Below are 26,600 nucleotides of genomic sequence, written 5' to 3'. Positions count from 1 at the left end.
GTGGGGGGCGGTAGCCGGCTACCTGCTGCTGTGGTCGGTGTATTGGCTGTTCAAACTGATGACCGGCAAGGAAGGTATCGGTCACGGCGACTTCAAGCTCCTGGCGCTGCTTGGTGCCTGGGGCGGCTGGCAGATTCTGCCGTTGACGGTCCTGCTTTCATCGCTGGTGGGCGCTGTCGGGGGAGTGATTTTGCTGCGCCTGAAAGACGCCAACACCTCGACGCCGATCCCCTTCGGACCCTATCTGGCAATTGCCGGCTGGATTGCCTTGCTCTGGGGTGGTCAAATAACCGGCTTCTATTGGCAGTTTGTCGGTTTCAAATGAATACCCCTGTGGAAAAACCCTGGATTCTCGGCCTGACCGGTGGCATCGGCAGCGGCAAAAGCGCGGCGGCCCAGCACTTCATCGATCTGGGTGTGCATGCGGTGGATGCCGATCATGCCGCACGCTGGGTGGTCGAACCCGGTCGCCCGGCGCTGGCGCAGATTGCCGAGCACTTCGGTGCCGGCGTGCTGCAAGCCGATGGCCAATTGAATCGTGCGGCACTGCGCAAGCTGATCTTTGAAGTTCCCGAAGAACGCCGCTGGCTCGAAGCGTTGCTGCATCCGCTGATCGCTCAGGAGATCGCGGCTCACCTGGCACGCGCACAATCACCTTATGCGATTCTGGTGTCGCCGCTGTTGATCGAGTCCGGGCAGTACAAAATGACCCAGCGAGTGCTGGTGATCGACGCACCGGAACACTTACAGATCGAACGAACCCTGCAGCGCGACCAGACCAGCGAACAGCAGGTCCAGGCGATCCTCAAGGCCCAGTCCAGCCGTCAGGACCGCCTCAGCCATGCCGACGATGTGGTGGTCAACGACCGCGACCTCGCCTGGCTGCACAGCGAGGTCGAACGCCTGCATCACTTTTACCTTACTTTGCGTGGAGGCCAGTCATGAGCCAACCCCCTGTCGTCGAATGTCCAACCTGCGGCGCCCCTGTTGAATGGAGCGAAGCCAGCACCTTCCGGCCGTTTTGCTCGGACCGCTGCAAACTGATCGATCTGGGCGCCTGGGCCTCGGAAGAACACAAGATCCCGGTCAGCCCCGACTCTGAAGACGAGTTGTTCTCGGAAGACTTCGACCCGCGCCACTGATCCCGCCCCTCAGGGCCGCATAAACCCGTAGTCCTGGCTGTCATCGAGATTCTCCGCCAGAAACTGCAACTCATCGGCCAGATCCTCGACACTGCGTACGCCCTTGCTCTGCTGCACCACCGCACTGAGCAAGGCGCGCAGGCTCAACCCTGGTTCAAACCCGGCTTCATGCGCTGACTCCAGACTGTTGCGCAATTCCTGTCTTGCCCATTCGTAAACGCTCATGCCACTGCTCCTGAGGATTTTCCAGAGCATGGAATCGCAGCCGATTCGAGCATTTGATATGGATCAAGGCTTGTCGTCGTCCTTCCACGGCGCCGACAAATAACGCGTGCGGTTAAAGGTCTCCAGCCACTCCGGACAGAACACCACCAGCGAACTGATCACCATGCCGTTGATAAACGCCTCGGGGAAAATGATCAGCCACAGGTAACCGACAAAATCCTCCAGCCATTCCGGCATCGCAAAACGCTCGTCGAACCACAACAGCCCCAGCGCCACCAGCAGGCAGAGCAACGCCGAAAGCCCGGCGGCCAAAAAACCCGAGCAAAAGATATACACAAAGGGATTACGCGGTTGCGCCCGCTCCACCAGGATCGCGCAGCATTCGGTGATCAGCACCGGCAACAGAATCAGCAATGCGCCATTGACCCCCATTGCGGCGAGGTCCTGACGCCCGAGCAGCACCAGCCCCACCTGCGCCACCAGCCCGCCGACAATCGCCAGCGGCCAGTCCAGCAATAACGTCACCGCCGTCATGCCGATGATGTGATAAGACACGCCGGTGTCGAAGTCCCGTCGCACGAGCCAGAGGACGAACAACGCGAACACGGTGCCAAACAGCAAATGCTGACGTCGACTGTCAGTGAACAACTCGACCCACGGCGCTCGGGCAACGGCCCAGATCAGCACCGGCACGTAGATCAGCCAGCCGACCGTGAGGGTTTCGGGTGACAGCAGTGCAGCACTGATCATCGCGCCAGGCACTCCCACGCGCACAACGGCACAAAACCCGCTAACCCTGCTGAGCAGACCTTCACTCCAGACTCCTTCCTGAACCGAAACAAGCCTTGAGTCTACACCGCCCTGCGCGCGCCCTTCGACCTCAGGCCCAGTGGCGTGGATCGCTCATCACTGCCTCATGCTCGGCGAACAGGCGCGGTAACTCGGCCTTCAGAAAGTCCACCCAGGTTCGGACCTTCGCATCGAGAAAGCGCCGCGACGGATACAGCGCGTAGACATTGCGCTCACGCGGGCGATAGGCAGGCAGCAGGCGCAGCAACGTGCCGTCGTTCAACGGCCGTGTCGCGGTATAAAACGGCAACAGACTGACCCCCATCCCCGCCTCGGAAGCCTTGACCATCGACTCGGCAACATTGCACTGAAACGTCTTCGCCGGGCTGACGCGATGCTCACCCTGCGCGTCATGGAACACCCATTGATCGCTGTACAACGGATCGAGCATGCGCAGGCATCGATGATCGTTCAGTGCCAGCGGGTTGCCTGGCACACCCTGGCGTTGCAGGTAGCCCGGGGAGGCGCAGGGCACGCTGTAAATCTGCCCGACGACCTGGGCGACAAACTGCGAGTCGGCCAGCTCATGGGCAATCGAAATCACCACGTCATGGCCTCCTTCCAGCGGATCCGGATTGCGTTGCGACAAGGTCAGCTCGAACACCACATCAGGATAGAGTTCGGTGTATCGAGCGATCAGCGGCGTAATCAGCACACCCAGGCCATGCATGCTGTGAACCCGCAACCGACCGCTGGGCTTGAGATGAGCGCCACGCGCTTCGGCCGTAGCCTCTTCCATCTCTTCGAGTATTTGCCGACTGCGCAGCAAAAAGCGCTCGCCGGCCTCGGTCAGGCTCAACCGCCGGGTGGTGCGTTGCAGCAGACGCGCCTGCACATGCTGCTCCAGATCCGCGACCAATCGGGACACTTGCGCGGTCGAGAGTTCAAGCGCGTCGGCGGCGGCGGTAAAGCTGCCGCTGTCCACCACGCGGACAAACACCCGCAAGTTGTTGAGCAAATCCATAGGCCCTCCTCAGGCACTGACTGTTGCGTTACACGTAAGGCTGCATCAGGCGTTTGCCCCTTTATCGGTAGCGGGCAAGGCATAGACTTCAATCATCGGAACCCACACGGAGCACACAAAAATGAAAACCTTGATCAGCCTGTTTCTGACCGTTGTCGCCACCTCCGCCATGGCCGCCGGCAACGAACCCACCACTCCGTACAACCCGGCGCAACCGCTGGACATCGCCAAAGTGGTATCCGTGACGAACACCGCCACCGCCTGCGACGTCGTGCCGGCGACCATGGTCTACATCGATCATCAAGGCCAGACCCGTCGCGTGACTTATCAGGTCATGGGCAGTTGCACGAGCGACCTGTGATCCCTGGCTCGCCGCACGACTCAAACGACCATCCGTTTCGCCTGCAAGGCCAGATCATGCAGCCCGGCCAAGCGCGCCATGATGCGCTCGACCACTTCGACCCGGGCCAGCGCACCACTTTGCAGTTCGCCCATCGAGTGCAGCGCCACTTCGGCCTTTTCCAGCCCCAGACGCGTTGAACCGGCCAACTGCTCGATACCTTGGCGCGCATGCTCGGCGGACTGTTCCAGGCCCGTCRCGATCTGCCTGATCTGCGCACTGGAATCCGCCGCCTGACGTGACAGATTACGCACTTCGTCCGCCACCACCGCAAAGCCTCGGCCATGGCTGCCTGCCCGTGCCGCTTCGATGGCTGCGTTCAACGCCAGCAGATTGGTCTGGCGGGAAATATCCTGAATGCTGCCGACAATCGCACCGATGCGCATCGACTGAGCGCCGAGTTCATCGAACACTTGATCGAGACGCTGCATGTAGAGGTTCAGGTCCCCCAGCACACTGGCCGAAGACTGCATGCTCAGCGCACTCGCCTTCACCCGCTCGCCGGCCGTGCGCGCCAGTTGATTGGCAAAACGCATGTCTTCCTCGGTTTGCAGCACCGACTCGGTCAATTGCTCCAGCGTGAGGTGCACAATCGCACCGGGCCATTCGCGCTCCGGTTGCACTGCCGGGGTCGGGGACTCGATCAGCTCCACGCTCGGCTCGGGAACTTCAGACTCAAGCGGCGGCGTCACTRTCACCGGTGGCTGTCGACGAGACAGCGCCGCAGCGAACAGCAATGCGAGGTTGATCCCACCAGCCAGCAGCAGCCGCCCGTTATCACCCCAGGCCAACATCACAGCGCCCACGCCAGCACTCATCAACAACAAACCCGCACCGATCTTGCGCGGCCCGCGTTCTTGCACGCCGGTCATAGCAGCGTCCAGGTGTAACTGAGGATCAAGCGGTTTTCGTCGATATCACTGCGGTAGTTGGAACGCGCCACGGCGTTGCGCACGCGTATCCCGAGACCTTTGAGGGTGCCGCTCTGCAGCACATAACCGAGATCGAGATCGCGTTCGCGGTCCTTGCCTTCGAAACCCTTGCCGGTGTCGACGTTGTTGCCGGTGATGTAACGCACAGTGCTGGTCAGCCCCGGCACCCCGAGGGCGGCGAAGTCGTAGTCGTAGCGCGCCTGCCAGGAGCGTTCGTCGGTGTAGGCGAACTCGTAGGTCGGCACCTCGTTACCCAGCGGCGAGATGTTGGCGAAGACCCGTGGGAAGGCACTAACCGTCACTGCTGGCCTGGCGCTGCGGCACATGGCCGAGCATGGCCTGCATCTTTTGCTCGCCGGACTCGTTGCGCAGGCTGGTCGAACTCAAATGCCCAGCCTGCAAGGTCAGGCCGTTGATCTCGCTAGAGCTGATGCTCGCCCCTTGGTAGGTCGGCGGCAGCAAGCGAATATCGCTGAAGGCCAGCACCGGCAGGTTGGGTTGCAATTCACCGACCTTCAATTCGGTCTTTGAGTAACGCAGCTTCAACGCACCGGCCAGACGACTGTAATCATCCGCCGCGTGCCCATCGCTCTGTACCGGCAACAGCCCGGTATTGACCCGATCCGGACTGCTGTCGAGCTTGAGGCCGAGCAAGCCGATGACATCCACGCCGACACCAATGGTGCCTTGGGTGTAGCCGGATTTGACGTTAAGGATGMAGCCTTGGGCCCACTCTTCGGCCTTCGACTGTTTGTTGGCCCCGACGATGTCGGAAAAGTCCCGGCTGAAGTAGTAATTGCGCGCCTGCAAGGTGGCGCTGGTGTCTTCGATAAAGCCGCCCTCCGCGGCCATCAAGCCACTGGAGAAACCCGAGGCGACCGCCAGGGACGCCACTGAACCCAGTGTGGGGAGAATCTGTTTCATCGCTTTTCTCTTATTGTTATTGATCGACAGGTTGGCGAATGCCACCCGCAGCGTTGCGATGCGGGTGGTGGGAGTCAGACGCTGGTCGGCGCCAGTCTCGAGGCGACGCCTTTGCTGGTGCGCTGACTGCTGAGGGCGAACACGGCCATGGCGATGGCGGCGACCGCCCCTGGCAAGGCGAACGCCATGAAGTTCAGTTGCAGCGGCAGGCTGATCCCCAGCAACGCACCGCCCAACAGCGGGCCGACGATGGCCCCGTTGCGGCCGATACCCGAGGCCCAGCCCAATCCGGTGGAACGAATGGCCATGGAATAGAACTGCGCGGCGCAGGCATACAACAGGATCTGCGAGCCGATCGTGGTGGCACCGGCAATGGCGATCAGCAGGTAGAGCACCGGCATCGGGCTGTTGAAGCCGAGCAAGGTGATCGATATGGCGGCGATGGCGAAGAACACCGCCAAGACCCTCGGCAGGTTGAGTTTGTCACCCAACACGCCGCCGCCGACCGCGCCGAAGATGGCACCGAAGTTCAGTACCAGCAGGAATGACAGACTCGAACCCAGGCTATAACCGGCGTTGGCCATCAGTTTCGGCAGCCAGGAGCTCAAGGCATACACCATCAACAGGCAGCAGAAAAACGCCAGCCACAACATCAGCGTGCGCATCGCCCGGCCTTCACGAAACAGCTGTAAAACCGGGGTGCCGCGGCCTTTTACTTCGGTCATGTGCAGTTGATCGGTGGCTTGCGCAACATAAGCCGGGTCAACCCGTTGGAGAACCTTGCGCGCCTGTTCATTGCGGCCCTGACGCAGCATGAAACCTACCGACTCGGGCAAGAAGTACATGATCAGCGGCAACAGCAGCAACGGAAAAATCGCCACATAAAACACCGACTGCCAGCCAAAGCTCGGGATCAGCACAATGCCCAGCCCAGCCGAGAGCATGCCACCCACTGAGTAACCGCTGAACATGATCGCCACCAGGGTGCTGCGGATTCTTTTCGGCGCGTACTCGTTCATCAGCGCCACCACGTTGGGCATCACCCCGCCAATCCCCAGYCCGGCAATGAACCGGCAAATGCCAAATTCAGTGGGGTTGCTGGCAAAACCATTGAGCACGGTGAAACCACTGAAAAGCATCACGCACAGGGTGATGGCTTTTTTGCGGCCGATCCTGTCCGACAGCGGGCCGAAAAACAGTGCCCCGAACATCATGCCAAACAGTGCATAACTGCCTAATGCACCTGCCTGCAGAGGACTCAGCCCCCAGTCCTTCATCAGCATCGGCAGCACCACGCCATAGATCACCAGATCGTAACCATCGAAGATGATGATCAGGGCACACCAGCACAGCACCCTCCAGTGAAAACGGTTGAAGCGTGCGTTGTCGATAACCTCATGTACGTCGATCGTGCGCATGGCATCTTTCTCTTGTTGTTGTTTTTTTATGAGCTTCGGTAACGCGGTAAACGTCCGTACAGCTGAGGGTAGGGACGCTTGGCGCACGGCAATATCCGCTTTGTGCAGATCGCTATCCGTTTTGTGCAGTGCCCTGGACCGGGTTTTGGAGGAAGATCGCCGGATGCCTGCAACGATGAAGACCCGGGAAAGTTTTTCCTCTCCGACAAACTGTCTTCTTTGCGATCGCATTTGAACGCTAAGCTTGGCCTATGGATGACTCAGATTATTTGCGCTTGCTGACCATCGCGGCCGAGCAAGCCAACGCGTTCCTTTCCAATGCCCGCAAATGGGAGCGTGAGCGTTGGGTTTGCCAACGCCTGCTGCAAGGCTTGAACATTCCCTACCGCGTCGACGAATTCACCCCCGCCGGAGAACCGCCGGACGTACTGTTTCGCGAGGCAAATTTCGAGGTGTTCTTCGTGCTCGACGAAGGTCGACGGTTGAATGACGAGTGGCGCGACGAACTGCAACGCCGGCGCAGTGCGTTCTCCCTGAGCCAACTGGTGCGCCGCGAAGCCAAGCCGAGGCGTATTCCAGCCAACGAGTTCTTGCTGAGACTGGCACCGACCTTGCGCAAAAAAGCCCATAACTACAAAGAGCGGGGGATGGACCTGGGCGAACTGGACATCATCGCCTTCGCCAGCCTCAAGCGCGAAGTGCTTGACCTCAACAGCCATTTCCCGCCGCCGACCGAATACCTGCGCCAGGGGTGGCGCTCGCTGTCACTGGTGGGCCCGACCTTCGCCCGCGTGCTGTTTGCCCATCCCGATGCACCGGACTTTTTGCGCGGTAATCTGGGGCGCAGCATCCTCTTCGACGTCGGGATCAGCCTGTGAACCCACGACAGCAATTGTTGGCGCCCCTGCTGTAGCTTCTATACATTTAGCAACGTCTACCTGACGAGGGCTTATCATGACCAGCCGCCTGAAACCCGACGACCAGCAGCATGTCGAAGAGTATCTGCAACTGTCGCAGAACCGAGTCGAGCGCCGGCCTTTCCGGCCGTGGATGCTCCTCGTGGTGGTATTGGCAGTGACCATTGGCCTGGGCCTTGTGAGCCGACTTATCAGTTACCTGACGCTATGAGCAGCGTGGCGCTCGCTCGGGTAATTGCACCGATTTCCTTTAGCCTTGCGAGATATCCCCATGACTCATCGTATTGTCATCGTTGGCGGCGGCGCCGGCGGTCTGGAGTTGGCTACCCGTCTGGGTAAGACTCTGGGCAAGCGTGGCACCGCCAGTGTGATGCTGGTCGACGCGAACCTGACGCACATCTGGAAACCGCTGTTGCATGAAGTGGCGGCCGGTTCCTTGAACTCTTCCGAAGACGAACTCAACTATGTCGCCCAGGCAAAATGGAACCACTTCGAGTTCCAGCTGGGGCGCATGAGCGGGCTCGATCGTGCCCAGAAGAAAATCCAGCTGGCGGCTACCTACGATGAAAATGGCCGGGAACTGGTGCCGGCACGCGAGGTGGGTTACGACTCGCTGGTGATTTCGGTCGGCAGCACCACCAACGATTTCGGCACTCAGGGCGCGGCGCAACACTGCCTGTTCCTCGACACCCGCAAACAGGCCGAGCGCTTCCACCAGCAATTGCTCAACCACTACCTGCGCGCCCACGCCGGGCAATCCGATGCAGTGCAACAGATCAGCGTGGCCATCGTCGGCGCAGGTGCCACCGGCGTTGAACTGGCGGCGGAACTGCACAACGCGGCCCACGAACTGGCCGCATACGGCCTGGACCGGATTCTGCCGGAAAACATGCACATCACCCTGATCGAAGCCGGCCCACGGGTGCTGCCTGCCCTGCCGGAGCGGATCGGCGGCCCTGTGCATAAAACCCTGGAGAAGCTCGGGGTCACGGTGCTGACCAACGCGGCGGTCAGTGAAGTCACTGCCGATGCGCTGATCACGGCCAGCGGCCAGGAGATCAAGGCCAGCCTGAAAGTCTGGGCAGCCGGGATCCGGGCGCCGGGTTTCCTCAAGGATATCGACGGCCTGGAAACCAACCGGATCAACCAGCTGCAAGTGCTGCCGACCCTGCAAACCACCCGCGATGAAAACATTTTCGCCTTTGGTGACTGCGCCGCCTGCCCGCAAACCGGCACCGATCGCAACGTACCGCCACGTGCGCAAGCCGCACACCAACAAGCCTCGCTGCTGGCCAAATCGTTGAAACTGCGCATCGAAGGCAAGCCGTTGCCGACGTACAAGTACACCGATTACGGCTCCCTGATCTCGCTGTCGCGTTTTTCGGCTGTGGGTAACTTGATGGGCAACCTGACCGGCAGCGTAATGCTTGAAGGCTGGCTGGCGCGGATGTTTTACGTGTCGCTGTACCGCATGCACCAGGTCGCGCTGTACGGCCCGTTCCGCACGGCGATGCTGATGCTCGGCAGCAGGATTGGGCGTGGCACTGAACCGCGCCTGAAGCTGCACTAACAAAACCAGTAATGTGGGAGCGAGCCTGCTCGCGATAGCGGACTGCCAGTTAACTCAATGTTGACTGACCTATCGCCATCGCGAGCAGGCTCGCTCCCACATTTTTTATCGCTCAAATTTACACCTGAAAGCGCCGCACCATGCCTTGCAACGCGCTGGCCAGTTTCGACAGCTCATGGCTGGAAGCGCTGGTCTGATCCGCACCTGCCGCAGAACGCACCGACAAATCACGGATGTTCAGCAGATTTCGATCCACTTCCCGCGCCACTTGTGCCTGCTCTTCGGCGGCACTGGCGATCACCAGATTGCGCTGGTGAATTTCATGCACCGACGCGGTGATGGTTTGCAGGGCTTCGCCCGCCCGCTCGGCCAGTAGCCGCGTACTGGCGGCACGGGAGGCGCTGGCCTGCATCGACTCGAGCGCCAGGCTCGACCCTTTGCGCATGCCCTGCACCATCTGCTCGATTTCCTGGGTCGACTGCTGCGTGCGGTACGCCAGCGCCCGTACCTCATCGGCCACCACCGCAAAACCCCGACCGCTTTCGCCCGCCCGGGCAGCTTCAATCGCCGCATTGAGGGCCAATAAATTGGTTTGCTCGGCAATGGCGCGAATCACATCCAGCACCTTGCCGATGTCCTGGGATTGGTTGGCCAGTGACTGCACCAGTTCACCGGTGTGCTGCACATCGTTGGCCAGGGCGCTGATGGCACTGGCGGTTTCGCTGACCCGCTCCTGCCCCAATTGCGCCGACTCACTGGACTGACGGGTCGCATCGGAAGTCGACACCGCATTGCGCGCGACTTCCTCCACGGCGGTGGTCATTTCGTTGACGGCAGTCGCCGCCTGTTCGATCTCGTTGTTCTGCTGTTGCAGGCCCTGAGTGCTGTCGAGGGTCACCGCGTTCAACTCATCCGCTGCCGTGGCCAATTGCGTGGCCGAACCGCTGATGCCTTGCAGGGTTTCCCGAAGGTTGCGCTGCATGGTCGCCAGCGCCTTGAGCAAACGGCTGACTTCGTCGTTGCCATGGGTTTCGATGGGTTGGGTCAGGTCGCCCCGCGCCACGCTTTCGGCTGCATTCAGGGCCACAGTCAGGGGGCGCACGATGCTGCGGGTCAGCAACATGGCGAGTCCGACGGTCGCCAGAGCGGCCAGACCGATGAACAGGCTGACAATCAGCCGCGAATTCAGGTAACGCGCTGCGGAGTTCTGGCTTTCTGTGGCGACCTGTTTGGCGAACAGTTCTGCCAGGTCATTGAGCTGTTTGCCGGAACCGTCGACTACGGTTTTCATGTCGACCAGCAGCAGCTTGGTCAATTCGTCACGCCGACCTTGCTCGGCCAGGACGAAGGACTGGGCGATGCCCGAACGATAGGCCGCGAAGGTTTTTTTGAACTGGTCATACAACCCTTTGCCTTCGGCAGTGGTGACCAGCTTGTCGTAGGCGGCAATCTTGTCGCTCAGTTCCTTGTCGCGGGTGTCCATCTGGCTGCGGTACTGCGCAATGTTCTTCAGATCCGGGTCCAGGGCCATGCGCAGGGAAATGGTACGGATGCGCAACATGATCTCGCGGATCTCGTCGCCACCACGAATGCTCGGCAACCATTGATTCTCGACCGCGACTTCACTGTCGCGAATGCTCGACATCTGTCCCAGCGCGAACACGCCAAGCAAGGCGACCAGCACTGCAATAAGGGCAAATCCCAATGCTGCGCGAGGAGCGATATTCAACTGACGAAGCAACATAACGAGCGCCCTTTTTCTTGTTGTGGCCTGAGTAAAGGGGCGTGACTACCGCAGTCCCCCGTCAGCTCGTTATCGGCAGGTTGTACGATGACTTGAAGGCAATGGTTTTTTCAACAGACAAAAAAAATCCCCGTATCTTTCGATACGAGGATTTTTAATATGGTCGGGGTAAGGGGATTCGAACTCCTGACATCCTGCTCCCAAAGCAGGCGCGCTACCGGACTGCGCTATACCCCGGTTTGAAATTGGCTCCGTGACCAGGACTCGAACCTGGGACCCAATGATTAACAGTCATTTGCTCTACCGACTGAGCTATCACGGAACTACATATTTCAATTACAACTGTGAAGCTTGCTTCACCTCTTCGACCCGTTCGCATCGCTGCGTTCGTGTGTCTGAGGCGCGCTATTTTACAATCTTAAGCACCTCTGTCAACCCCCTAAATTGCTTTCAAGACAATGATTTGCAACTTATTTCAGATTTCTCCTTGGGGAGAAGAAACCGCTGGGGTGACTTACTGCGGGGCGCACTTTACAAGCCTTTTCCTTACAGTTCAACACCCTAAGAAAAAAAAGGCCCCGCGATGCGGGGCCTCCTTCATTACCGAGCTGCGAACGGTCAGTTGAAAACGATTTCGTCGTTCGCAACGGTGGCCGTCACGGTGGTGCCTGGCAGGAAAGTGCCAGCCAGAATCAGCTGTGCCAACGGGTTCTCGATCCAGCGCTGGATCGCTCGTTTGAGCGGCCGTGCACCGTAGACCGGGTCGTAACCCACCGCAATCAACTTATCCAGCGCCTCGCTGCTCAGCGTCAGTTTCAGCTCGCGCTCGGCCAGACGGCTGCGCAGGCGACCCAACTGGATCTCGGTAATGCCGGCAATCTGATCCCGTGCCAATGGCTCGAAGATCACCACTTCGTCGATCCGGTTGATGAACTCCGGACGGAAATGCGTCGACACTGCATCCATCACCGCCGCACGTTGCGCCTCACGATCACCGACCAGTTCCTGGATCTGTACCGAACCCAGGTTGGAGGTCATGACGATCACCGTATTGCGAAAATCCACGGTACGCCCGTGACTGTCGGTCAGACGGCCATCTTCCAGCACTTGCAGCAGCACGTTGAACACGTCCGGATGGGCCTTCTCGACCTCGTCCAGGAGGATCACCKAATACGGCTTGCGACGCACCGCCTCGGTCAGGTAACCGCCCTCCTCGTAGCCCACGTAGCCCGGTGGAGCACCGATCAGCCGCGCCACGGAATGTTTCTCCATGAACTCGGACATGTCGATCCGCACCATCGCCTCTTCGGTATCAAAGAGGAATTCGGCCAAGGCTTTGCACAACTCGGTTTTACCGACACCGGTCGGGCCGAGGAACATGAACGAACCGCTTGGGCGATTCGGGTCGGACAACCCGGCACGCGAACGGCGCACAGCGTTGGCCACCGCCACCACGGCTTCGTTCTGACCAATCACGCGTTGGTGCAGCAGGCTTTCCATCTTCAGCAGTTTGTCGCGCTCGCCTTCGAGCATTTTCGACACCGGAATACCGGTCCATTTCGACACGACTTCGGCGATCTCTTCTTCAGTCACCTTGCTGCGCAGCAACTGGTTTTCGCTCTTGCCGTGCTGGTCGACCATTTGCAGGCTGCGTTCCAGGTCCGGGATCACCCCGTACTGCAACTCGGCCATGCGGTTAAGGTCGCCTTTGCGGCGGGCAGCTTCCAGTTCCTGGCGGGACTGTTCGATTTTCTGCTGGATCTGCGCAGAACCCTGCACTTCGGCTTTTTCCGAATTCCAGATTTCTTCAAGGTCCGAGTACTCGCGCTCGTGACGAACGATTTCTTCCTGAAGCTTTTCAAGACGCTTCTTCGCCGCTTCGTCGCTTTCTTTCTTCAGCGCCTGGGATTCAACCTTCAGTTGAATCAAACGCCGCTCCAGACGATCCAGCACTTCCGGCTTGGAGTCGATCTCCATGCGAATGCGGCTGGCCGCTTCGTCGATCAGGTCGATGGCCTTGTCCGGCAACTGACGGTCAGTAATGTAGCGATGACTCAACTTGGCCGCCGCAATGATCGCGCCATCGGTGATCGCCACCTTGTGGTGAACCTCGTAGCGCTCTTTCAGGCCRCGCAGGATCGCGATGGTGTCTTCTTCGCTCGGCTCGTCCACCAGGACCTTCTGGAAGCGCCGCTCAAGGGCCGCGTCCTTCTCGATATATTGGCGATACTCGTTGAGCGTGGTCGCGCCGACGCAATGCAGCTCRCCRCGRGCCARKGCCGGTTTGAGCATGTTGCCKGCGTCCATCGAGCCTTCGSCYTTRCCSGCGCCGACCATGGTGTGCAGTTCGTCGATGAACAGGATGATCTGGCCTTCCTGCTTCGACAGCTCGTTAAGCAGGGATTTCAGGCGCTCTTCGAACTCGCCACGGTACTTGGCACCGGCAATCAGCGCGCCCATGTCCAGCGACAGCAAGCGTTTGCTTTTCAGGCCATCCGGCACTTCGCCGTTGATGATGCGTTGGGCCAGGCCTTCGGCGATGGCGGTTTTACCCACGCCAGGCTCACCGATCAGCACCGGGTTGTTCTTGGTGCGGCGCTGCAGCACCTGGATGGTCCGGCGAATCTCGTCGTCACGGCCGATCACCGGATCAAGCTTGCCTTCTTCGGCGCGCTTGGTCAGGTCAATGGTGTATTTGTCCAGTGCCTGACGCGATTCCTCGACGTTGGCGTCATTCACCGCTTCGCCGCCACGCAGGTTGTTGATCGCGTTTTCCAGGGCTTTCTTGCTCACGCCCTGACCGAGCAACAACTTGCCGAGCTTGCTGTTCTCGTCCATGGCGGCAAGCAGCACCAGCTCGCTGGAGATGAATTGGTCACCCTTCTGTTGAGCCAGACGATCGGCCTGGTTGAGCAGACGCGCCAAGTCCTGCGACATGTTCACGTCGCCGGTGGGATTCTGGATTTTTGGTAGACGGTCGAGCTCTTTGCTCAACTCTTTGCGCAGGCTGTTGATGTCAAAACCGACTTGCATCAGCAACGGCTTGATCGAGCCGCCCTGCTGCTCCAGCAGCGCTTGCATCAGGTGCGCAGGTTCAATACCCGGATGGTCGAGGCCGACAGCCAGGGATTGGGCATCGGACAAGGCTAACTGCAATTTACTGGTTAAACGGTCTATACGCATTGGTCACCTTCCTTTGAGCAGGCCGGAGCGATGGACACACCTAAATAGAGAAACCTGCCAGATACCCCACTAGATGCGGTCGATTCTGGAAGATTCAAGCAGCGTTTGATTGACGCAGATCAGAAAAGTCTAGCGTTCCAGCCAAACCAGGGAGGCAAACCGACCGGTGCGCGGACTGCGGCGGTAAGAGAAGAAGCGTGGATCGGTCACGGTGCAGAAACCACCACCGTAAACCGCAGTAACACCGCAGGCTGCCAGGCGCAGGCGCGCCAGCGTATAGATGTCGGCCATGAACTTGCCGGCGTTATGGCTCGGAACGAAGGCCTGATCGGTTTCCGGGAGCTGCCGGACAAAGGTTTYGCGAACTTCCGGCCCGACTTCGAAGGCTTTCGGACCAATGGCCGGGCCAAGCCAGACGAGTACCTCGGCAGGGTCTACGGCCAGGCTTTCGACGGTGGCCTCCAGCACGCCCGCCGCCAGACCGCGCCAACCGGCGTGCGCTGCGGCGACACGGGTGCCGGCGCGATCACAGAACAACGCTGGCAGGCAGTCCGCCGTCATTGCCGTGCAGGCGATTCCCGGTGTGGCCGTCCAGCTGGCATCGGCCGTCGCCACGGCAGTCGGGTCGGCATAGGCCACGGTAACCCCGTGAACCTGTTGCAACCAGGCCGGTTGAATAGAGAAATGATCGGTGAGGCGACCGCGGTTCTCGGCAACCGCTTCAGGGTTGTCGTCGACGTGATCGCCCAGATTGAGGCTGTCGAACGGCGCCAGACTGACGCCGCCCGCCCGGGTGGTGACGCAGGCTTTTACCCGGGCCGGCGCGGGCCAGTCAGGAATCAGCCAGTCCATCATCCGATGAACGCCTCACGGTCTTGCTTGAGCAACGACAGCAACCAGACGAAATCGTCCGGCAGTGGCGACTCCCAGCTCATGCGCTTACCGGTGGTCGGATGATCCAGTTCCAGGAAACGCGCATGCAGCGCCTGACGCGGGAAATGTTTCAGCGATTCAACCATGGTCACACTGGCTGCCGGCGGAATACGGAAGCGACCGCCGTAGGCGGGATCTCCGACCAACGGGAAGTTGATGTGGGCCATGTGCACGCGAATCTGGTGCGTACGACCGGTTTCCAGCTTGACCCGCACATGAGTGTGGGAGCGGAAACGCTCGAGCACGCGGTAGTGACTGACCGCCTGCTTGCCACCTTCCATCACTGCCATGCGCTGGCGTTGCTGGCCGTGGCGACCGATCGGCGCGTTGATCTTGCCACCGGCAGTGACCACGCCGATCACGATGCATTCGTAGATCCGGCTGACGCTGCGGCTCTGCAACTGAGTGACCAGCTGCGTCTGCGCCTGAATGGTCTTGGCCACCACCATCAGACCGGTGGTGTCCTTGTCCAGACGGTGCACGATACCGGCGCGCGGCACATTGATGATGTCCGGCACGTGGTGCAGCAAGGCGTTGAGCAAGGTGCCGTCGGCGTGACCGGCGGCAGGATGCACCACCAGGCCCGCAGGCTTGTTGATCACCAGGATGTCGTCGTCTTCATAGACGATGTCCAGCTCGATGTCTTGAGCGATCCATTCGCCCTGAGCTTCCTGCTCGGCAGTGAGTTCAAGGATGGCGCCGCCGTGGACGATGTCTCGCGGGCGGATAACCGCTCCATCCACAGTCAGGCGGCCGTCTTTGATCCAGGCGGAAAGGCGCGAGCGCGAGTGCTCAGCGAATAATTGTGCGGCGACTTGATCGAGGCGTTGGCCGCCCAGTTCGGACGGCACCTCTGCGCGAAGTTCAATTTTATCGGACATGCTCAGACTAGGCGTCGGCTACAGCCTTTGGTTTCGGCTGCGCGCTTGTGGTTAAATACGGCGTCTTTTGCCCCGAGGCTTTTCAACGGGGCACTCATCATAACAGGACGGCCCCGCCCAAGACAGCGGCCGTCATAGGGACGCAAGCCGCCATGCAAGTGAAACACCTGCTGCTGATCGCCATCCTCGCATTGACCGCTGCTTGCTCATCGAAGGAAGTCGTCGACGAAAACCTGAGCGAGGTCGAGCTGTACCAGCAGGCTCAGCACGATCTGGATAACAATAGCTATACTAGCGCTACCGCCAAGTTGAAGGCTCTGGAATCGCGTTATCCGTTCGGCCGCTATGCTGATCAGGCTCAACTCGAACTGATTTATGCGAACTACAAGAACGCCGAGCCGGCAGCTGCCAAGTCTGCCGCCGAGCGTTTTATCCGCCTGCACCCGCAGCACCCGAACGTAGACTACGCGTACTACCTCRAGGGCCTGACCTCCTTTGACCAGGACGTCGGCCTGCTGGCGCGCTTCCTGCCGCTGGACATGACCAAGCGTGACCCGGGCGCAGCACGTGACTCCTACAACGAGTTCGYCCAGCTCACCAGCCGTTACCCGAACAGCCGCTACGCGCCAGACGCCAAGCAACGCATGATTTATCTGCGCAACCTGCTGGCGTCCTACGAGATTCACGTAGCCGACTACTACCTGACCCGTCAGGCGTACGTTGCAGCGGCCAACCGTGGTCGTTATGTCGTGGAAAACTTCCAGGAAACCCCTTCGGTCGGTGACGGCCTGGCGGTGATGGTCGAGTCCTACCAGCGCCTGCACCTGGACGAACTGGCCAATACCAGCCTCGAAACGCTGAAACTCAACTACCCGAACCACCCGACCCTGGTCGACGGCCAGTTCGTGCCACGGGTAGCCGAAGCCGACAACCGTTCGTGGATAAGCAAGGCCACTCTGGGCCTGATCGAATCCCGTCCACCGCTGCCGCCGGGCGAAACCCGCGCCAACCAGGACGTGATGAAGCAGTTCCAGGATGCCAAGGACGCGATCCCTGCCGATCTCAAGCCTAAAGAGGGCGATGCGGTTGAAGAACAGCCGCACGAGGCCGAAGGCAAAAGCAGCGACCGCTCGTGGTTCAGCCGCCTGACCTTCGGTGTGTTCGACTGACACCTTGGGGCACCAAAAAGGGAGACTTTCGAGTCTCCCTTTTTTATGGCCGCGTTTTATTGCGCTGTGCGCTTCTCCAGTCCTTGGCTAAACTGCCGGATTATTCATTGCAAAGCGGTTCATCATGCTTCGTTTACTGTTCTGGATTGCCCTGATTGCTGCAGCAGTATGGTTCTGGCGCAAGTTCAAGCGCCCAGACGAAACCTCCCATACGTCCAGCGAACTCGATGCACCGCCCATGGTTCGTTGCGCCCATTGTGGTGTACACCTGCCACGCGACCGCGCGCTGAGCCTTCAACAGCAGTGGTATTGCAGCCAGGCTCACCTCGAGCAGGGCCCGAGCTCACGTGATCGCTGAGATCTCCAGTCTCGGCGACAAACAGGCCCAGCGACTGCTGCGCCTCTATCATCTCTACCGTTTAAGCATCGGCCTCCTTCTGGTGCTGTTGATTTCCAGCAACATGGACAACCAGTTGCTGGAATTCACCAATGACAACCTGTTGCGCAACGGCAGCTGGTTGTACCTGATTCTGAATATCCTGCTGGTGGTATTTGCGGGAACCCCCAGACAACCCGCACAGATCTTCGGCCTCACGCTGGTTGATATCCTGCTGTTGTCAGTGCTGTTCTATGCCGCAGGTGGCGTCCCCAGCGCCATCGGCAATCTGCTGATTGTGTCAGTGGCGATCGGCAACACACTGCTGCGCCGGCGCATCGGCCTGCTGCTCGCGGCAGTCGCCGCCATTGGCATCATTTCCCTGACTTTCTCCCTGAGCGGCAGCCACCCGACTGGCGCCAATCACTACTTGCAAGCCGGCACTCTGGGCGCCCTGTGCTTTGCTGCAGCCTTGCTGGTGCAAGGCCTGACCCGACAACTGGAGGTCAGCGAGAGTCTGGCCCAGCAGCGCGCCAGCGAGGTGGTCAGCCTGGAAGCGCTCAATGCGCTGATCCTGCAACGCATGCGCACCGGCATCCTGGTACTCGACAGTGAGCGCCGGGTTCAGTTGGCCAATCACAGCGCCTTGAGTCTGTTTGGCCAGACACACCTCGACGGCCAGCTCATCGACGATTATTCGACAGCTCTGGTCGAGCGCCTGCAACTCTGGTTCAACAACCCGACCTTGCGCCCACAAAGCCTGAAAGTCGCCCGTACCGGCCTGGAACTGCAACCGAGCTTCATCGCGCTGGGCCTGAACGAACAACGCCAGACCCTGGTATTTCTCGAAGACCTCGCCCAGGTCGCGCAACAAGCCCAGCAACTCAAGCTTGCAGCACTGGGCCGGCTGACCGCAGGCATTGCCCATGAAATCCGCAATCCGTTAGGTGCCATTAGCCACGCGGCGCAGTTGCTGAACGAGTCTGAGGAACTGATGGGCGCCGACCGGCGTCTGACGCAGATTATTCAAGACCACTCTCAACGCATGAACCGAGTGATAGAAAACGTCCTGCAGCTTTCACGGCGCCAGCAATCCGCGCCGCAACGGCTCGACTTGAAACAGTGGCTGGAGCAGTTCGTGCGAACGGTCCGCGAACGTGCGACAGATCGTCAGCAGATTCATCTGAGCATGGGCGCAGGGCCTTTCACCACCTTGATGGACCCCGATCAACTGACTCAGGTGCTCGATAACCTGCTGCGCAATGCCTGGCGCCACAGCGCCCTTGTACACAAACAGGCCGAGGTCCGGCTCACGCTGTTTATCGACCCCGACAGCCAGCTTCCGACCCTGGATGTGCTGGACAATGGCCCCGGCATTTCAGCGGAACAGCAAGCGCATCTATTCGAGCCTTTCTACACCACCAGTAGCCAGGGCACTGGCCTGGGCCTCTATCTGTCCCGTGAGCTGTGCGAAAGCAACCAGGCCCGCCTAGACTTCAAACCACGCCAAGGCGGCGGCTGCTTTCGCATCACCTTTGCTCACGGACGGAAACAAAGTTGAAGACAAGCCCACGGCAAAAAGTCCTGATCGTCGATGACGAACCGGATATACGCGAACTTCTGGAAATCACCCTCGGCCGAATGAAACTCGACACGCTAAGCGCGCGCAATGTCGGCGAAGCGCAGTCGTTGCTGGCCAAAGAGCGGTTCGACCTGTGCCTGACCGACATGCGATTGCCCGACGGTACCGGCCTTGAGCTGGTGCAGCACATTCAGCTGACCCATCCCTACGTGCCTGTGGCGATGATCACCGCTTATGGCAGCCTCGATACCGCCATCAATGCGCTGAAAGCCGGGGCCTTCGACTTCCTGACCAAACCGATAGACCTCCCCCGGCTGCGGGAGCTGGTAGTCAGCGCCCTGCGCTTGCCCGTCGCGGGCGACGCTGCGAGTGCCATCGATCGCCGGTTGCTCGGCGACTCAGTGCCCATGCGCAGCCTGCGCAAGCAAATCGACAAACTGGCGCGCAGCCAGGCACCGGTGTACATCAGCGGCGAATCCGGCAGCGGCAAGGAACTGGTCGCCCGACTGATTCATGAACAAGGTCCACGCAGCAGCCAGCCGTTTGTACCGGTCAACTGCGGGGCGATTCCGTCCGAATTGATGGAAAGCGAGTTTTTCGGTCATCGCAAAGGCAGTTTCAGCGGCGCCATCGAAGACAAACCCGGGCTGTTCCAGGCGGCCAACGGCGGGACACTGTTTCTCGACGAAGTGGCTGATTTGCCGCTGGCGATGCAGGTCAAATTGCTGCGCGCGATTCAGGAGAAGGCGGTACGCAGCATCGGTGGACAACAGGAAACCATCATCGATGTGCGAATACTCTGCGCCACCCATAGGGATCTGGACGCTGAAGTGGCCGCCGGGCGCTTTCGGCAGGATTTGTACTATCGGCTGAATGTAATCGAGTTGCGCGTCCCGCCGCTACGCGAACGCCGTGACGACATTGAGCTGCTGGCCAGTCATGTGCTCAAGCGTCTCGCGGCAGCCAGTGGCTTGCCGGCCGTCCATCTCCATCCGCAAGCCCTCGATGCACTCAAGCACTACCGTTTTCCGGGCAATGTCCGCGAGCTGGAGAACATGCTCGAACGCGCGTACACCCTGTGCGAAAACAAGCAGATCGAAGCCAGCGACCTGCGCCTGACTGACGGTAACTGCAGCGCCGAAACCGGATTGCCGGACCTGACGAAAATCGACAATCTTGAGCAGTACCTGGAGAACGTCGAACGCAAACTGATTCTCCAGGCGCTCGAAGAAACCCGCTGGAACCGCACAGCGGCGGCCCAACGGTTGAACCTGTCGTTTCGGTCGATGCGTTACAGGCTGAAAAAGCTGGGGCTGGACTGAGGCCGTTTTATATAGACGACCCGGTCATTGTGGCGAGGGAGCTTGCTCCCGCTCGGTTGTGTAGCAGCCGCCAAGCTGGCAAGTCCACAGTCTGTTTTTTGGGCCGCTTCGCACCCCAGCGGGAGCAAGCTCCCTCGCCATAGGCTGTGCTTTTGCCTGAAGGACTAGATTCGCCCGGTCGGTGCATAAGGCGCCGGATCGATAACCGGCTCGCGCCCCAGCATTACATCCGCAAACAACTGGCACGACGCCGGCGCCAGCACCAAACCGTTGCGGTAATGCCCGCAATTGAGCCATAACCCGGCATATCCGGGCACTGCGCCGATATACGGAATCCCTTCCGGCGAACCTGGCCGCAGACCCGCCCAATGCCCGACCACCTCGGCCTCGGCCAGCGCCGGAATCAGCTCGACCGCCGAGGCCTTGAGGCTTTCCAGCGCGGACTCGGTCGGCGTCTTGTCGAACCCTTCGTGCTCCAGCGTACTGCCGATCAGGATGTGTCCGTCCCGGCGCGGAATGGCATATCGGCCCTTGGCCAGAACCATGCTCGACAGGAAGTCCGACGCGCACTTGTAGAGAATCATCTGCCCCTTGACCGGCTCGACCGGTAGATCCAGGCCCAGGGTTTTCAGTAAATCACCGCTCCAGGCGCCGGCGGTCAGTACCACCTGATCGCCATGGATCGGGCCTTTTGAAGTCTCGACGCCCACCACCGCATCGCCTTCACGAATGAACGCGCTGACCTCGCACTGTTCATGAATGGTCACGTTGGGCAGCGCCAGCAAGGCTGCCTTGAGGGACTTCACCAGTCGCGGGTTACRCACGTTAGCGACATCGGCCATATAGATCGCCCGCGAGAACCCTGGTCCCAATACCGGTACGGCATCATGRGTGGCCGAGATATCCACAGGGCTCAACGGACGATTTTCGCGTTTTGCCCAAGCCAGGGCCTCGGCTTCGTCATCCAGATCCAGCCAGTACAGGCCCGTGGTGTGCACCTCGGGATCGACCCCGGTACTCGCAAACAGACGCTCAGCCAGTTGTGGATAAAAATCCTGGGACCAGTGGGCCAATGCGGTGACCGCCGGGCTGTAGCGCCACGGGTACAGCGGCGAAACGATGCCGCCACCGGCCCAGGAAGACTCCTGCCCCACATTCGAGCGATCCAGCAGGACCACGCTCTGCACGTGCGACGCCAGATTAAACGCGGTCAGCAGGCCGATCACCCCACCGCCGACAATCACCACTTGCTGTTGCTTGGCCATCATCTGATCCAACGATAAAAAGACAGGGAGCGCCAAACGCGCCCGAGGAAAGGTACTCAGCGACCCCAGCAATCCTTGGTGGTCAGCCCGGTCGTCGCATTGTTCATGCCTCTGACGCCGGTGTTGCTGAGGGTGAAATCCCCACATTTGTCACTGGCCATCGTTGACCCGGCCTTGCGCACGGCAGTGAGCAAGAAGGTTTGATCGGTCAGTGTCGGGGTGATGGTGTAGTAGTCATTGCCAGCACTCAGCCCCGTAGCGTTGCTGTACACATTGTTTTTCGAATAGAACCGCTCAAGGTTTTGTGCCTGCTCGGACAGCAGCCCGGCAATTTCGGTGCGATGGCTTCGCTTCACGTACTCGGTAAGGAGTGGAGCGGAAATGGTCACCACAATCCCGATGATCGCGATCACGATCATGATTTCGATCAGGGTAAAACCTTGGTTGGATCTGCGCATTGCCTCAACTCTCACTTACTGTATTTGTCGCCACATGATTCGACGGCTGCCGCCGCCGGATTTTTCAACCAGAGTGGTGATGCCGCCACTGGAGTCGTTCACGATTTTACGGGCTGCACTGTTGACGATCGCGTTCAGCGTCGGAATACCACCGGTAAAAATCACCCCGCTGGAGATCGTGTCGTTCGTGTCGACCAGGCCATCGCCATTGGTGTCGAGCACCGCATAGTTGAGCATCTTACCGCTGAATGCATCGAGTTCGACCAGTTTGCCGTTGCCAAAGCTTGAACAGGGATCCGTGGTGTCGATGCTGGCCGTGGTAAATACAATTCGTCCGAGCACCAGGGCAGCCTGATTGATCACCCGCTCACCGGTCAGGGCATTGTTGTACACCAGCGGCAAGTACCAGCCGTTCTGCGCCGGATAGGTCACGGGATTCTGTGAGGTAGTGATGAACTGCCCCCCGGCGGTCCCCGTGAAGACCCCGGTCACTGCCTGCGCCTGCAAGCTCGACACGCTGATCTGCCCCGAGCCTCCATCGGCATCCCACACCCCATAGAACGCTTGCAGGTCCTTGCTGAGCTTGTCAGCGGTCTCGTTGAATTTCCCGGTGCCGAAAAACACCTCTTTGCCGTTGATCGGATGGTCCGCCAGCAACGGTTGCGCAGTGATCGGCTGCGTCGCGCCGCCCGGAGCAGTGAATAGCGGCTTACCGGAAAAGGCCACGCCCCAGCTGGCGGGGTTTGAGCTGCTCAAGTCGAACTTCCACATCCGGCCTTTCAAATCACCGCCATAGGCCGCCTGCACAATGCTTTGCGAGTCGACCTTGAGCTTGACCGATGACAGGCCGTTGGTGGTTTCGGTGCTGTCGATAACGATTTTCCTGATCAGCGAACCATCGCGAATATCCACCACGTACAACGCGGCAACACCCGAGTTGCTGCCGTAGCCATTGGAGATGAAGGCCGCCCAGYGACCATCGGCCAAGCGTGCCACCTCCGGCCGTGCGTAGGCATAACCCAGATCATTGAAAGCGTTTGCGGTGTTGGCGGTGGTTGGCGCGCTGATTTCCCACAAGGCGTTGGTCACGTTCCCCGCCGTCCCATCGAACAACTGCACGGCGTAAAAGGTCTTGCCGCCCGCCCCCACGCCACCCAGGGCCAGGGTTTTCCAGGCGCTATTGAGCTGGGCATCGAACACGCCGACCTGGCCATCGTTGAGAAACTTGTGGCTGGTGCCATTGATGTAGGCGGTATCGGCGATGAAATGCAGCGACGACAGCACGCTGGAAGGCATGTAGCCGTAGCGCCGCGCACCGTTGCCGGCGTTGATGACATTCACGAAGCCGTCGTTGGCATTCACCACCAGGCTGGTGTTCATGTTCGCGGCCTTGCTGGTCAGGAACGTGCTGTAACTGGTGCTGCCGGCCAGGTCCGAAGCCGTTTTGTCGGTGGGCGATGCCAGCGCCAATGGCGAGTTGATGATGTCCCCCAGCAGCACGCTACGCACCTTCAAGCCGGCTTTGTTGGTGCCCTTGCTCCACTCCACCAAATCGCTGCCGCTGATACCGGTCGGCAAGTTCTGGCCGAGGCTGGTTTGCTGGGTGCTGGAAAAGTYGCCGTAGGCCAGGGTAACCGCGGCGTTGGTTGTGGTGTTCCAGGACTGATAGGTCGGCGCCGTCGCACCGGGGACGATGGCCGTGTCGGTGGTCCACAGCACAGAGGTGGTGTCCACGGCTCCGCTTGAGGTGAAGCCAAAGGCCTTGATCGTGCCACGCCAGTCCTTGGGGTCGTAGCGGGTCTGAAAATAGCTGGAGCCACTGGTCAGCGTGTTGCTGCTGGCGACGCCGCTGCCACCCGAGCCGGCCTTGGTGGAGATGTCGCTCAAGGCTGCCGATAACGCAGTGTTGAGGCTGGTGCTGTCGGTTGCCTGATAGTACTTGCCCTGCCCGTAACGGGCGGCATCCGCCAACATCTGATTAGTGGTCGTGAACCCCACCGTGTAGGTGTTCAGGTTCTGCTTGGGGAAGTCCGGTGAACTCCAGCTTTTGCCCGCCAGATCCGTGCCGGTGGAGCGCATGTCGATGTCGAACGCGAATTTGGCGATATCGTCCAGGTACAGGGTGTCACCCTCGTCATCGCCTTTGAGGTCGTTGCCGTCATTGTTGATCCCGTCCCAGTTGGGTAGCCGGGTGCCACCAAGTGGATCGTCACTCGGAAAACTCCGGTCGTAAGTCGGCAGACCATCGGTGATGACCACCCCGTAGTTCTTCTGGCAGCGGTACTGGATCGGACTGGTGTAGGTGGCTGGCCCAGAGTTGTAGTACGGCGTCATGCCACGAAAATAGCGGGTGATTTCGTAGTAGGTTTCTGCCAGTGGTGTATTGGATATCGCGCTCAGGGCGCYGACAGAAGAGATCAGCGCGTTGTAGTTGGCGTCCGCCTGGGCCTGGGTCACGCTGCCGCTGACCGCCGTCAGATCACTGATCTCGTTGACGATGTAACCGCCATTACCGGCATTATTGTTGCCGATACCACTGCCAACGCCGTTGCCATGATTACCATCACTGTTGCCATGGGTATTCGGCGAGTTATAGGTTGCCAGACCGAAACGCAGCCCGCGATTACTGGCGATCAACGCCGTGGCTACGTTGCGCGCCACGTTGATTCGGTAGTCATTGGGTATCGAGCCGTCGGTGAAGTCGCGATTGTTGCCGTTGGCCAGGCTCACCAGGTAGGAAATGTAGTTGTCGGAATAACGGGTATTGCCGCTGCCCACCGGGTCAGGGAGCTTGAGGCACAGTGGCGTCAGGCTGTTTTTGTAGAACGCGTAGTAACCGCTGGAACATCCCGACTGGGGCAAACTGGACAGCAGGATCGGATCGCCAACGATAGCGGAGCCACTAAAGCACAAGCCAAAGAAGGCGTTACATTGCTGGGCCGGAGTTCGTGAAACGGTCGGGTCAAAACCCGAGGCATAGATGATGCTGTTCATGCTCCCCGAATCATCAAGCAGCAGCAGTACGTTTGGCGCCACTGCCGACGCTCCGAGCAGTGGTGAATCCGATGGCGTGAAGGCATACGCCGGTGCGGCCAGATAAAGCCCCAGCAGCCAGCCGCAGACTAACTGCGTCAACCAATGGCGCGGCTCCCGACGACGAGCCTCAGTATTTCGCATAGATGCTCTCCACCACACTGCGCGAAGTACCCGCCAACCCGACGGCCGTGACCCGATAGAGCGTCGCCGAAGTGTTGCTCGGGATATTCACGGCGCTCAACGTAGTGCCCAGGTTCTGCACGCCGTAAAAGCCGCTGCCGGCAGCGATCCAGGTCACCCCGGAGGTGGCGTTGAAGCCAGCAGCCGTGATCACTGAAGATTCGGCCGGCGGGGCACATTGGGTGGTGTTGGCGCAGGCCGCCAAGGTGTATGCGCTCAGTTGTACGGCGCTTTCACCGATCCGCAACGCTGCCTCTGCGCCCTGGAAAGATTGATTGCGCAGCGTCACGCTGCCGGCCATTTTTTCCTGGAGCGTGGCGTTCTGCATCGACGAGATACCAATCAGCGTCAACAGCAGCAGAAACACCAGGCTCATCAGCAGTGCCATGCCGCGTTGGGCGCGTGCCTTGAGGGGAGGACGGATCATCGGCATCCCCCCTACATCAACCGGTTGCGCAAAGCGGCAACCACGTTGAAGGTCTGATTGYGCACGCGGTTGTTGGGGTCCGCCAGGGTGAGGGTCAAGCGCACACTGCGGATTCGCGCCGGGTCGGTCGGATTGCTGCTGTAACTCGACGCGGCAACATCGGTGGCGCTGGTGGCCATGCCGAAGGTCACGTTGAAAGCACTGACGTTGTTCACCAGTACCGCCGATGCACCGCCGGTGCCAGAGGTCATCAGGATCTGGCCATTGCTCAGGCTATAGGCCAACCGTCGGATCGGAAACGCCAATTGCCCGGCTGCCGGGGTGTGCGCCCCTGAGTAGGCCGTTGCGCTGGTTCGGCAGTCAGACACCACAGTCCAGGTAGGCACGCCACCGTTGCCGCCGACATCAGACGTCACGAGGGTCAGTTTGAGCGCGGTGTTGTCCCAACTGATGGGGGTGATCTGGTTGGCATTGAAGTCGCCGGCCGAGCTCGCGTCGGTAATCGTCCCCAGGCAACCGAACATGCCGACCATGCGAATTTCCTGAATCATTTTACTCAGGGCAAACCGCGCATCCTCCTGCATCCCGGCAGAGGTGTTCTGGCTGATATAGGTGCTTTTCGCCGATATAAAAATCTGCGCCACGCCGAGCACCACGATCAGGCTGATCGCCATGGCGATCATCAGCTCGATCAGACCAAACC

The 26,600-nt window shown here is 59.9% G+C and carries 25 protein-coding genes, 2 tRNA genes and 2 pseudogenes; 11 read left to right on the top strand and 18 right to left on the bottom strand.

Going from position 1 to position 26,600, the window contains the following annotated elements:
• The 3 genes from AC1DH9_RS01810 to yacG form a co-directional block, all read left to right on the top strand.
• Positions 1-325: prepilin peptidase (locus AC1DH9_RS01810; RefSeq protein ID WP_477807711.1), on the top strand; the 325-nt coding region annotated here is incomplete at its 5' end.
• Complete coding sequence (coaE, locus tag AC1DH9_RS01805; protein ID WP_427532277.1) at positions 322-945, top strand: dephospho-CoA kinase; 624 nt, start codon at positions 322-324, stop codon at positions 943-945. The genes AC1DH9_RS01810 and coaE, both read left to right, overlap by 4 nt.
• Entirely contained in the window at positions 942-1,142 is a 201-nt protein-coding gene (yacG, locus tag AC1DH9_RS01800) for a DNA gyrase inhibitor YacG (protein ID WP_123423619.1), read from the top strand. Before coaE ends, yacG begins: the two co-directional genes overlap by 4 nt.
• A 9-nt stretch (positions 1,143-1,151) precedes the next feature.
• Here yacG and AC1DH9_RS01795 read toward each other — a convergent pair whose 3' ends face one another.
• The 3 genes from AC1DH9_RS01795 to AC1DH9_RS01785 form a co-directional block, all read right to left on the bottom strand.
• On the bottom strand, positions 1,152-1,367 hold the full coding sequence (locus AC1DH9_RS01795) for a hypothetical protein (RefSeq protein WP_054595542.1): 216 nt from the start codon (positions 1,365-1,367) through the stop codon (positions 1,152-1,154).
• A gap of 63 nt (positions 1,368-1,430) precedes the next feature.
• Positions 1,431-2,117: an energy-coupling factor ABC transporter permease gene (locus tag AC1DH9_RS01790; RefSeq protein WP_427546296.1), complete on the bottom strand. Its 687-nt coding sequence runs from the start codon at positions 2,115-2,117 to the stop codon at positions 1,431-1,433.
• Between the two features lie 130 nt (positions 2,118-2,247).
• Entirely contained in the window at positions 2,248-3,180 is a 933-nt protein-coding gene (locus tag AC1DH9_RS01785) for a LysR family transcriptional regulator (RefSeq protein WP_427546293.1), read from the bottom strand.
• A 121-nt stretch (positions 3,181-3,301) separates the two neighbouring features.
• Here AC1DH9_RS01785 and AC1DH9_RS01780 point away from each other — a divergent pair, with 121 nt between their 5' ends.
• Positions 3,302-3,541, top strand: coding sequence for a DUF2790 domain-containing protein (locus AC1DH9_RS01780; protein ID WP_427546291.1), 240 nt, complete (start codon positions 3,302-3,304; stop codon positions 3,539-3,541).
• Between the two features lie 20 nt (positions 3,542-3,561).
• Here AC1DH9_RS01780 and AC1DH9_RS01775 read toward each other — a convergent pair whose 3' ends face one another.
• The 3 genes and pseudogenes from AC1DH9_RS01775 to AC1DH9_RS01765 form a co-directional block, all read right to left on the bottom strand.
• Entirely contained in the window at positions 3,562-4,011 is a 450-nt protein-coding gene (locus AC1DH9_RS01775) for a methyl-accepting chemotaxis protein (RefSeq protein WP_477807712.1), read from the bottom strand.
• A 437-nt stretch (positions 4,012-4,448) separates the two neighbouring features.
• A pseudogene (locus AC1DH9_RS01770) lies at positions 4,449-5,436 on the bottom strand (OprD family outer membrane porin).
• A gap of 74 nt (positions 5,437-5,510) precedes the next feature.
• Positions 5,511-6,854, bottom strand: coding sequence for an aromatic acid/H+ symport family MFS transporter (locus AC1DH9_RS01765; protein WP_427546287.1), 1,344 nt, complete (start codon positions 6,852-6,854; stop codon positions 5,511-5,513).
• Positions 6,855-7,105: 251 nt separating this feature from the next.
• Between AC1DH9_RS01765 and AC1DH9_RS01760 the strand changes: the two genes are divergently transcribed.
• The 3 genes from AC1DH9_RS01760 to AC1DH9_RS01750 all read left to right on the top strand — a co-directional run bounded on the left by AC1DH9_RS01760 (position 7,106) and on the right by AC1DH9_RS01750 (position 9,341).
• Positions 7,106-7,732 (top strand): DUF1780 domain-containing protein, encoded by a 627-nt coding sequence (locus tag AC1DH9_RS01760; protein WP_054595535.1) that lies wholly within the window; start codon positions 7,106-7,108, stop codon positions 7,730-7,732.
• 76 nt (positions 7,733-7,808) lie between these two features.
• Positions 7,809-7,982, top strand: a complete 174-nt coding sequence (locus tag AC1DH9_RS01755) for a DUF3094 family protein (RefSeq protein WP_054595534.1) — start codon at positions 7,809-7,811, stop codon at positions 7,980-7,982.
• A gap of 60 nt (positions 7,983-8,042) precedes the next feature.
• Positions 8,043-9,341: an NAD(P)/FAD-dependent oxidoreductase gene (locus AC1DH9_RS01750; RefSeq protein ID WP_427546285.1), complete on the top strand. Its 1,299-nt coding sequence runs from the start codon at positions 8,043-8,045 to the stop codon at positions 9,339-9,341.
• A 118-nt stretch (positions 9,342-9,459) separates the two neighbouring features.
• Here AC1DH9_RS01750 and AC1DH9_RS01745 read toward each other — a convergent pair whose 3' ends face one another.
• The 7 genes and pseudogenes from AC1DH9_RS01745 to rluD form a co-directional block, all read right to left on the bottom strand.
• A complete protein-coding gene (locus AC1DH9_RS01745) occupies positions 9,460-10,323 on the bottom strand; it encodes a methyl-accepting chemotaxis protein (RefSeq protein ID WP_427546325.1) in 864 nt (287 codons plus the stop codon).
• A pseudogene (locus AC1DH9_RS01740) lies at positions 10,315-11,085 on the bottom strand (MCP four helix bundle domain-containing protein); the annotation flags it as partial. The pseudogene AC1DH9_RS01740 and the gene AC1DH9_RS01745, both read right to left, overlap by 9 nt.
• A 160-nt stretch (positions 11,086-11,245) precedes the next feature.
• Positions 11,246-11,322, bottom strand: a tRNA-Pro gene (locus AC1DH9_RS01735).
• 9 nt (positions 11,323-11,331) lie between these two features.
• Positions 11,332-11,407: transfer RNA gene (locus AC1DH9_RS01730), tRNA-Asn, on the bottom strand.
• A gap of 296 nt (positions 11,408-11,703) precedes the next feature.
• The gene (clpB, locus tag AC1DH9_RS01725; RefSeq protein ID WP_477807710.1) at positions 11,704-14,268 is read right to left on the bottom strand and encodes an ATP-dependent chaperone ClpB; all 2,565 of its coding nucleotides are present in this window, start codon (positions 14,266-14,268) and stop codon (positions 11,704-11,706) included.
• Between the two features lie 129 nt (positions 14,269-14,397).
• Positions 14,398-15,123 (bottom strand): peptidoglycan editing factor PgeF, encoded by a 726-nt coding sequence (gene pgeF, locus AC1DH9_RS01720; RefSeq protein ID WP_477807709.1) that lies wholly within the window; start codon positions 15,121-15,123, stop codon positions 14,398-14,400.
• Complete coding sequence (gene rluD / locus AC1DH9_RS01715) at positions 15,120-16,082, bottom strand: 23S rRNA pseudouridine(1911/1915/1917) synthase RluD (RefSeq protein ID WP_054595530.1); 963 nt, start codon at positions 16,080-16,082, stop codon at positions 15,120-15,122. Before rluD ends, pgeF begins: the two co-directional genes overlap by 4 nt.
• 152 nt (positions 16,083-16,234) lie before the next feature.
• Here rluD and AC1DH9_RS01710 point away from each other — a divergent pair, with 152 nt between their 5' ends.
• The 4 genes from AC1DH9_RS01710 (at position 16,235) to AC1DH9_RS01695 (ending at position 20,531) form a co-directional block, all read left to right on the top strand.
• Complete coding sequence (locus AC1DH9_RS01710) at positions 16,235-17,251, top strand: outer membrane protein assembly factor BamD (protein ID WP_477807708.1); 1,017 nt, start codon at positions 16,235-16,237, stop codon at positions 17,249-17,251.
• A 124-nt stretch (positions 17,252-17,375) separates the two neighbouring features.
• Entirely contained in the window at positions 17,376-17,609 is a 234-nt protein-coding gene (locus tag AC1DH9_RS01705; protein WP_054595528.1) for a PP0621 family protein, read from the top strand.
• Entirely contained in the window at positions 17,599-19,188 is a 1,590-nt protein-coding gene (locus tag AC1DH9_RS01700; RefSeq protein WP_427546445.1) for a sensor histidine kinase, read from the top strand. Before AC1DH9_RS01705 ends, AC1DH9_RS01700 begins: the two co-directional genes overlap by 11 nt.
• Positions 19,185-20,531 carry a sigma-54-dependent transcriptional regulator gene (locus tag AC1DH9_RS01695; RefSeq protein WP_427546448.1) on the top strand — a complete coding sequence of 449 codons (1,347 nt, stop codon included), beginning with the start codon at positions 19,185-19,187 and terminating at the stop codon, positions 20,529-20,531. Before AC1DH9_RS01700 ends, AC1DH9_RS01695 begins: the two co-directional genes overlap by 4 nt.
• 164 nt (positions 20,532-20,695) lie before the next feature.
• Here the strand turns inward: AC1DH9_RS01695 and thiO are convergent, their stop codons facing one another.
• The 5 genes from thiO to AC1DH9_RS01670 form a co-directional block, all read right to left on the bottom strand.
• A complete protein-coding gene (gene thiO, locus AC1DH9_RS01690; protein WP_477807707.1) occupies positions 20,696-21,796 on the bottom strand; it encodes a glycine oxidase ThiO in 1,101 nt (366 codons plus the stop codon).
• Between the two features lie 56 nt (positions 21,797-21,852).
• On the bottom strand, positions 21,853-22,254 hold the full coding sequence (locus AC1DH9_RS01685) for a type IV pilin protein (protein WP_054595524.1): 402 nt from the start codon (positions 22,252-22,254) through the stop codon (positions 21,853-21,855).
• A 15-nt stretch (positions 22,255-22,269) separates the two neighbouring features.
• Positions 22,270-25,431: a pilus assembly protein gene (locus AC1DH9_RS01680; RefSeq protein ID WP_477807706.1), complete on the bottom strand. Its 3,162-nt coding sequence runs from the start codon at positions 25,429-25,431 to the stop codon at positions 22,270-22,272.
• Entirely contained in the window at positions 25,418-25,903 is a 486-nt protein-coding gene (locus AC1DH9_RS01675) for a pilus assembly PilX family protein (RefSeq protein WP_427546457.1), read from the bottom strand. Before AC1DH9_RS01675 ends, AC1DH9_RS01680 begins: the two co-directional genes overlap by 14 nt.
• Before the next feature lie 5 nt (positions 25,904-25,908).
• A partial coding sequence (locus tag AC1DH9_RS01670) for a PilW family protein (RefSeq protein ID WP_477807705.1) occupies positions 25,909-26,600 on the bottom strand: 692 nt, incomplete at its 5' end.

The organism is Pseudomonas sp. 05T35 (genome assembly GCF_056396605.1).
This window is presented reverse-complemented; position numbering and strand designations above follow the sequence as displayed.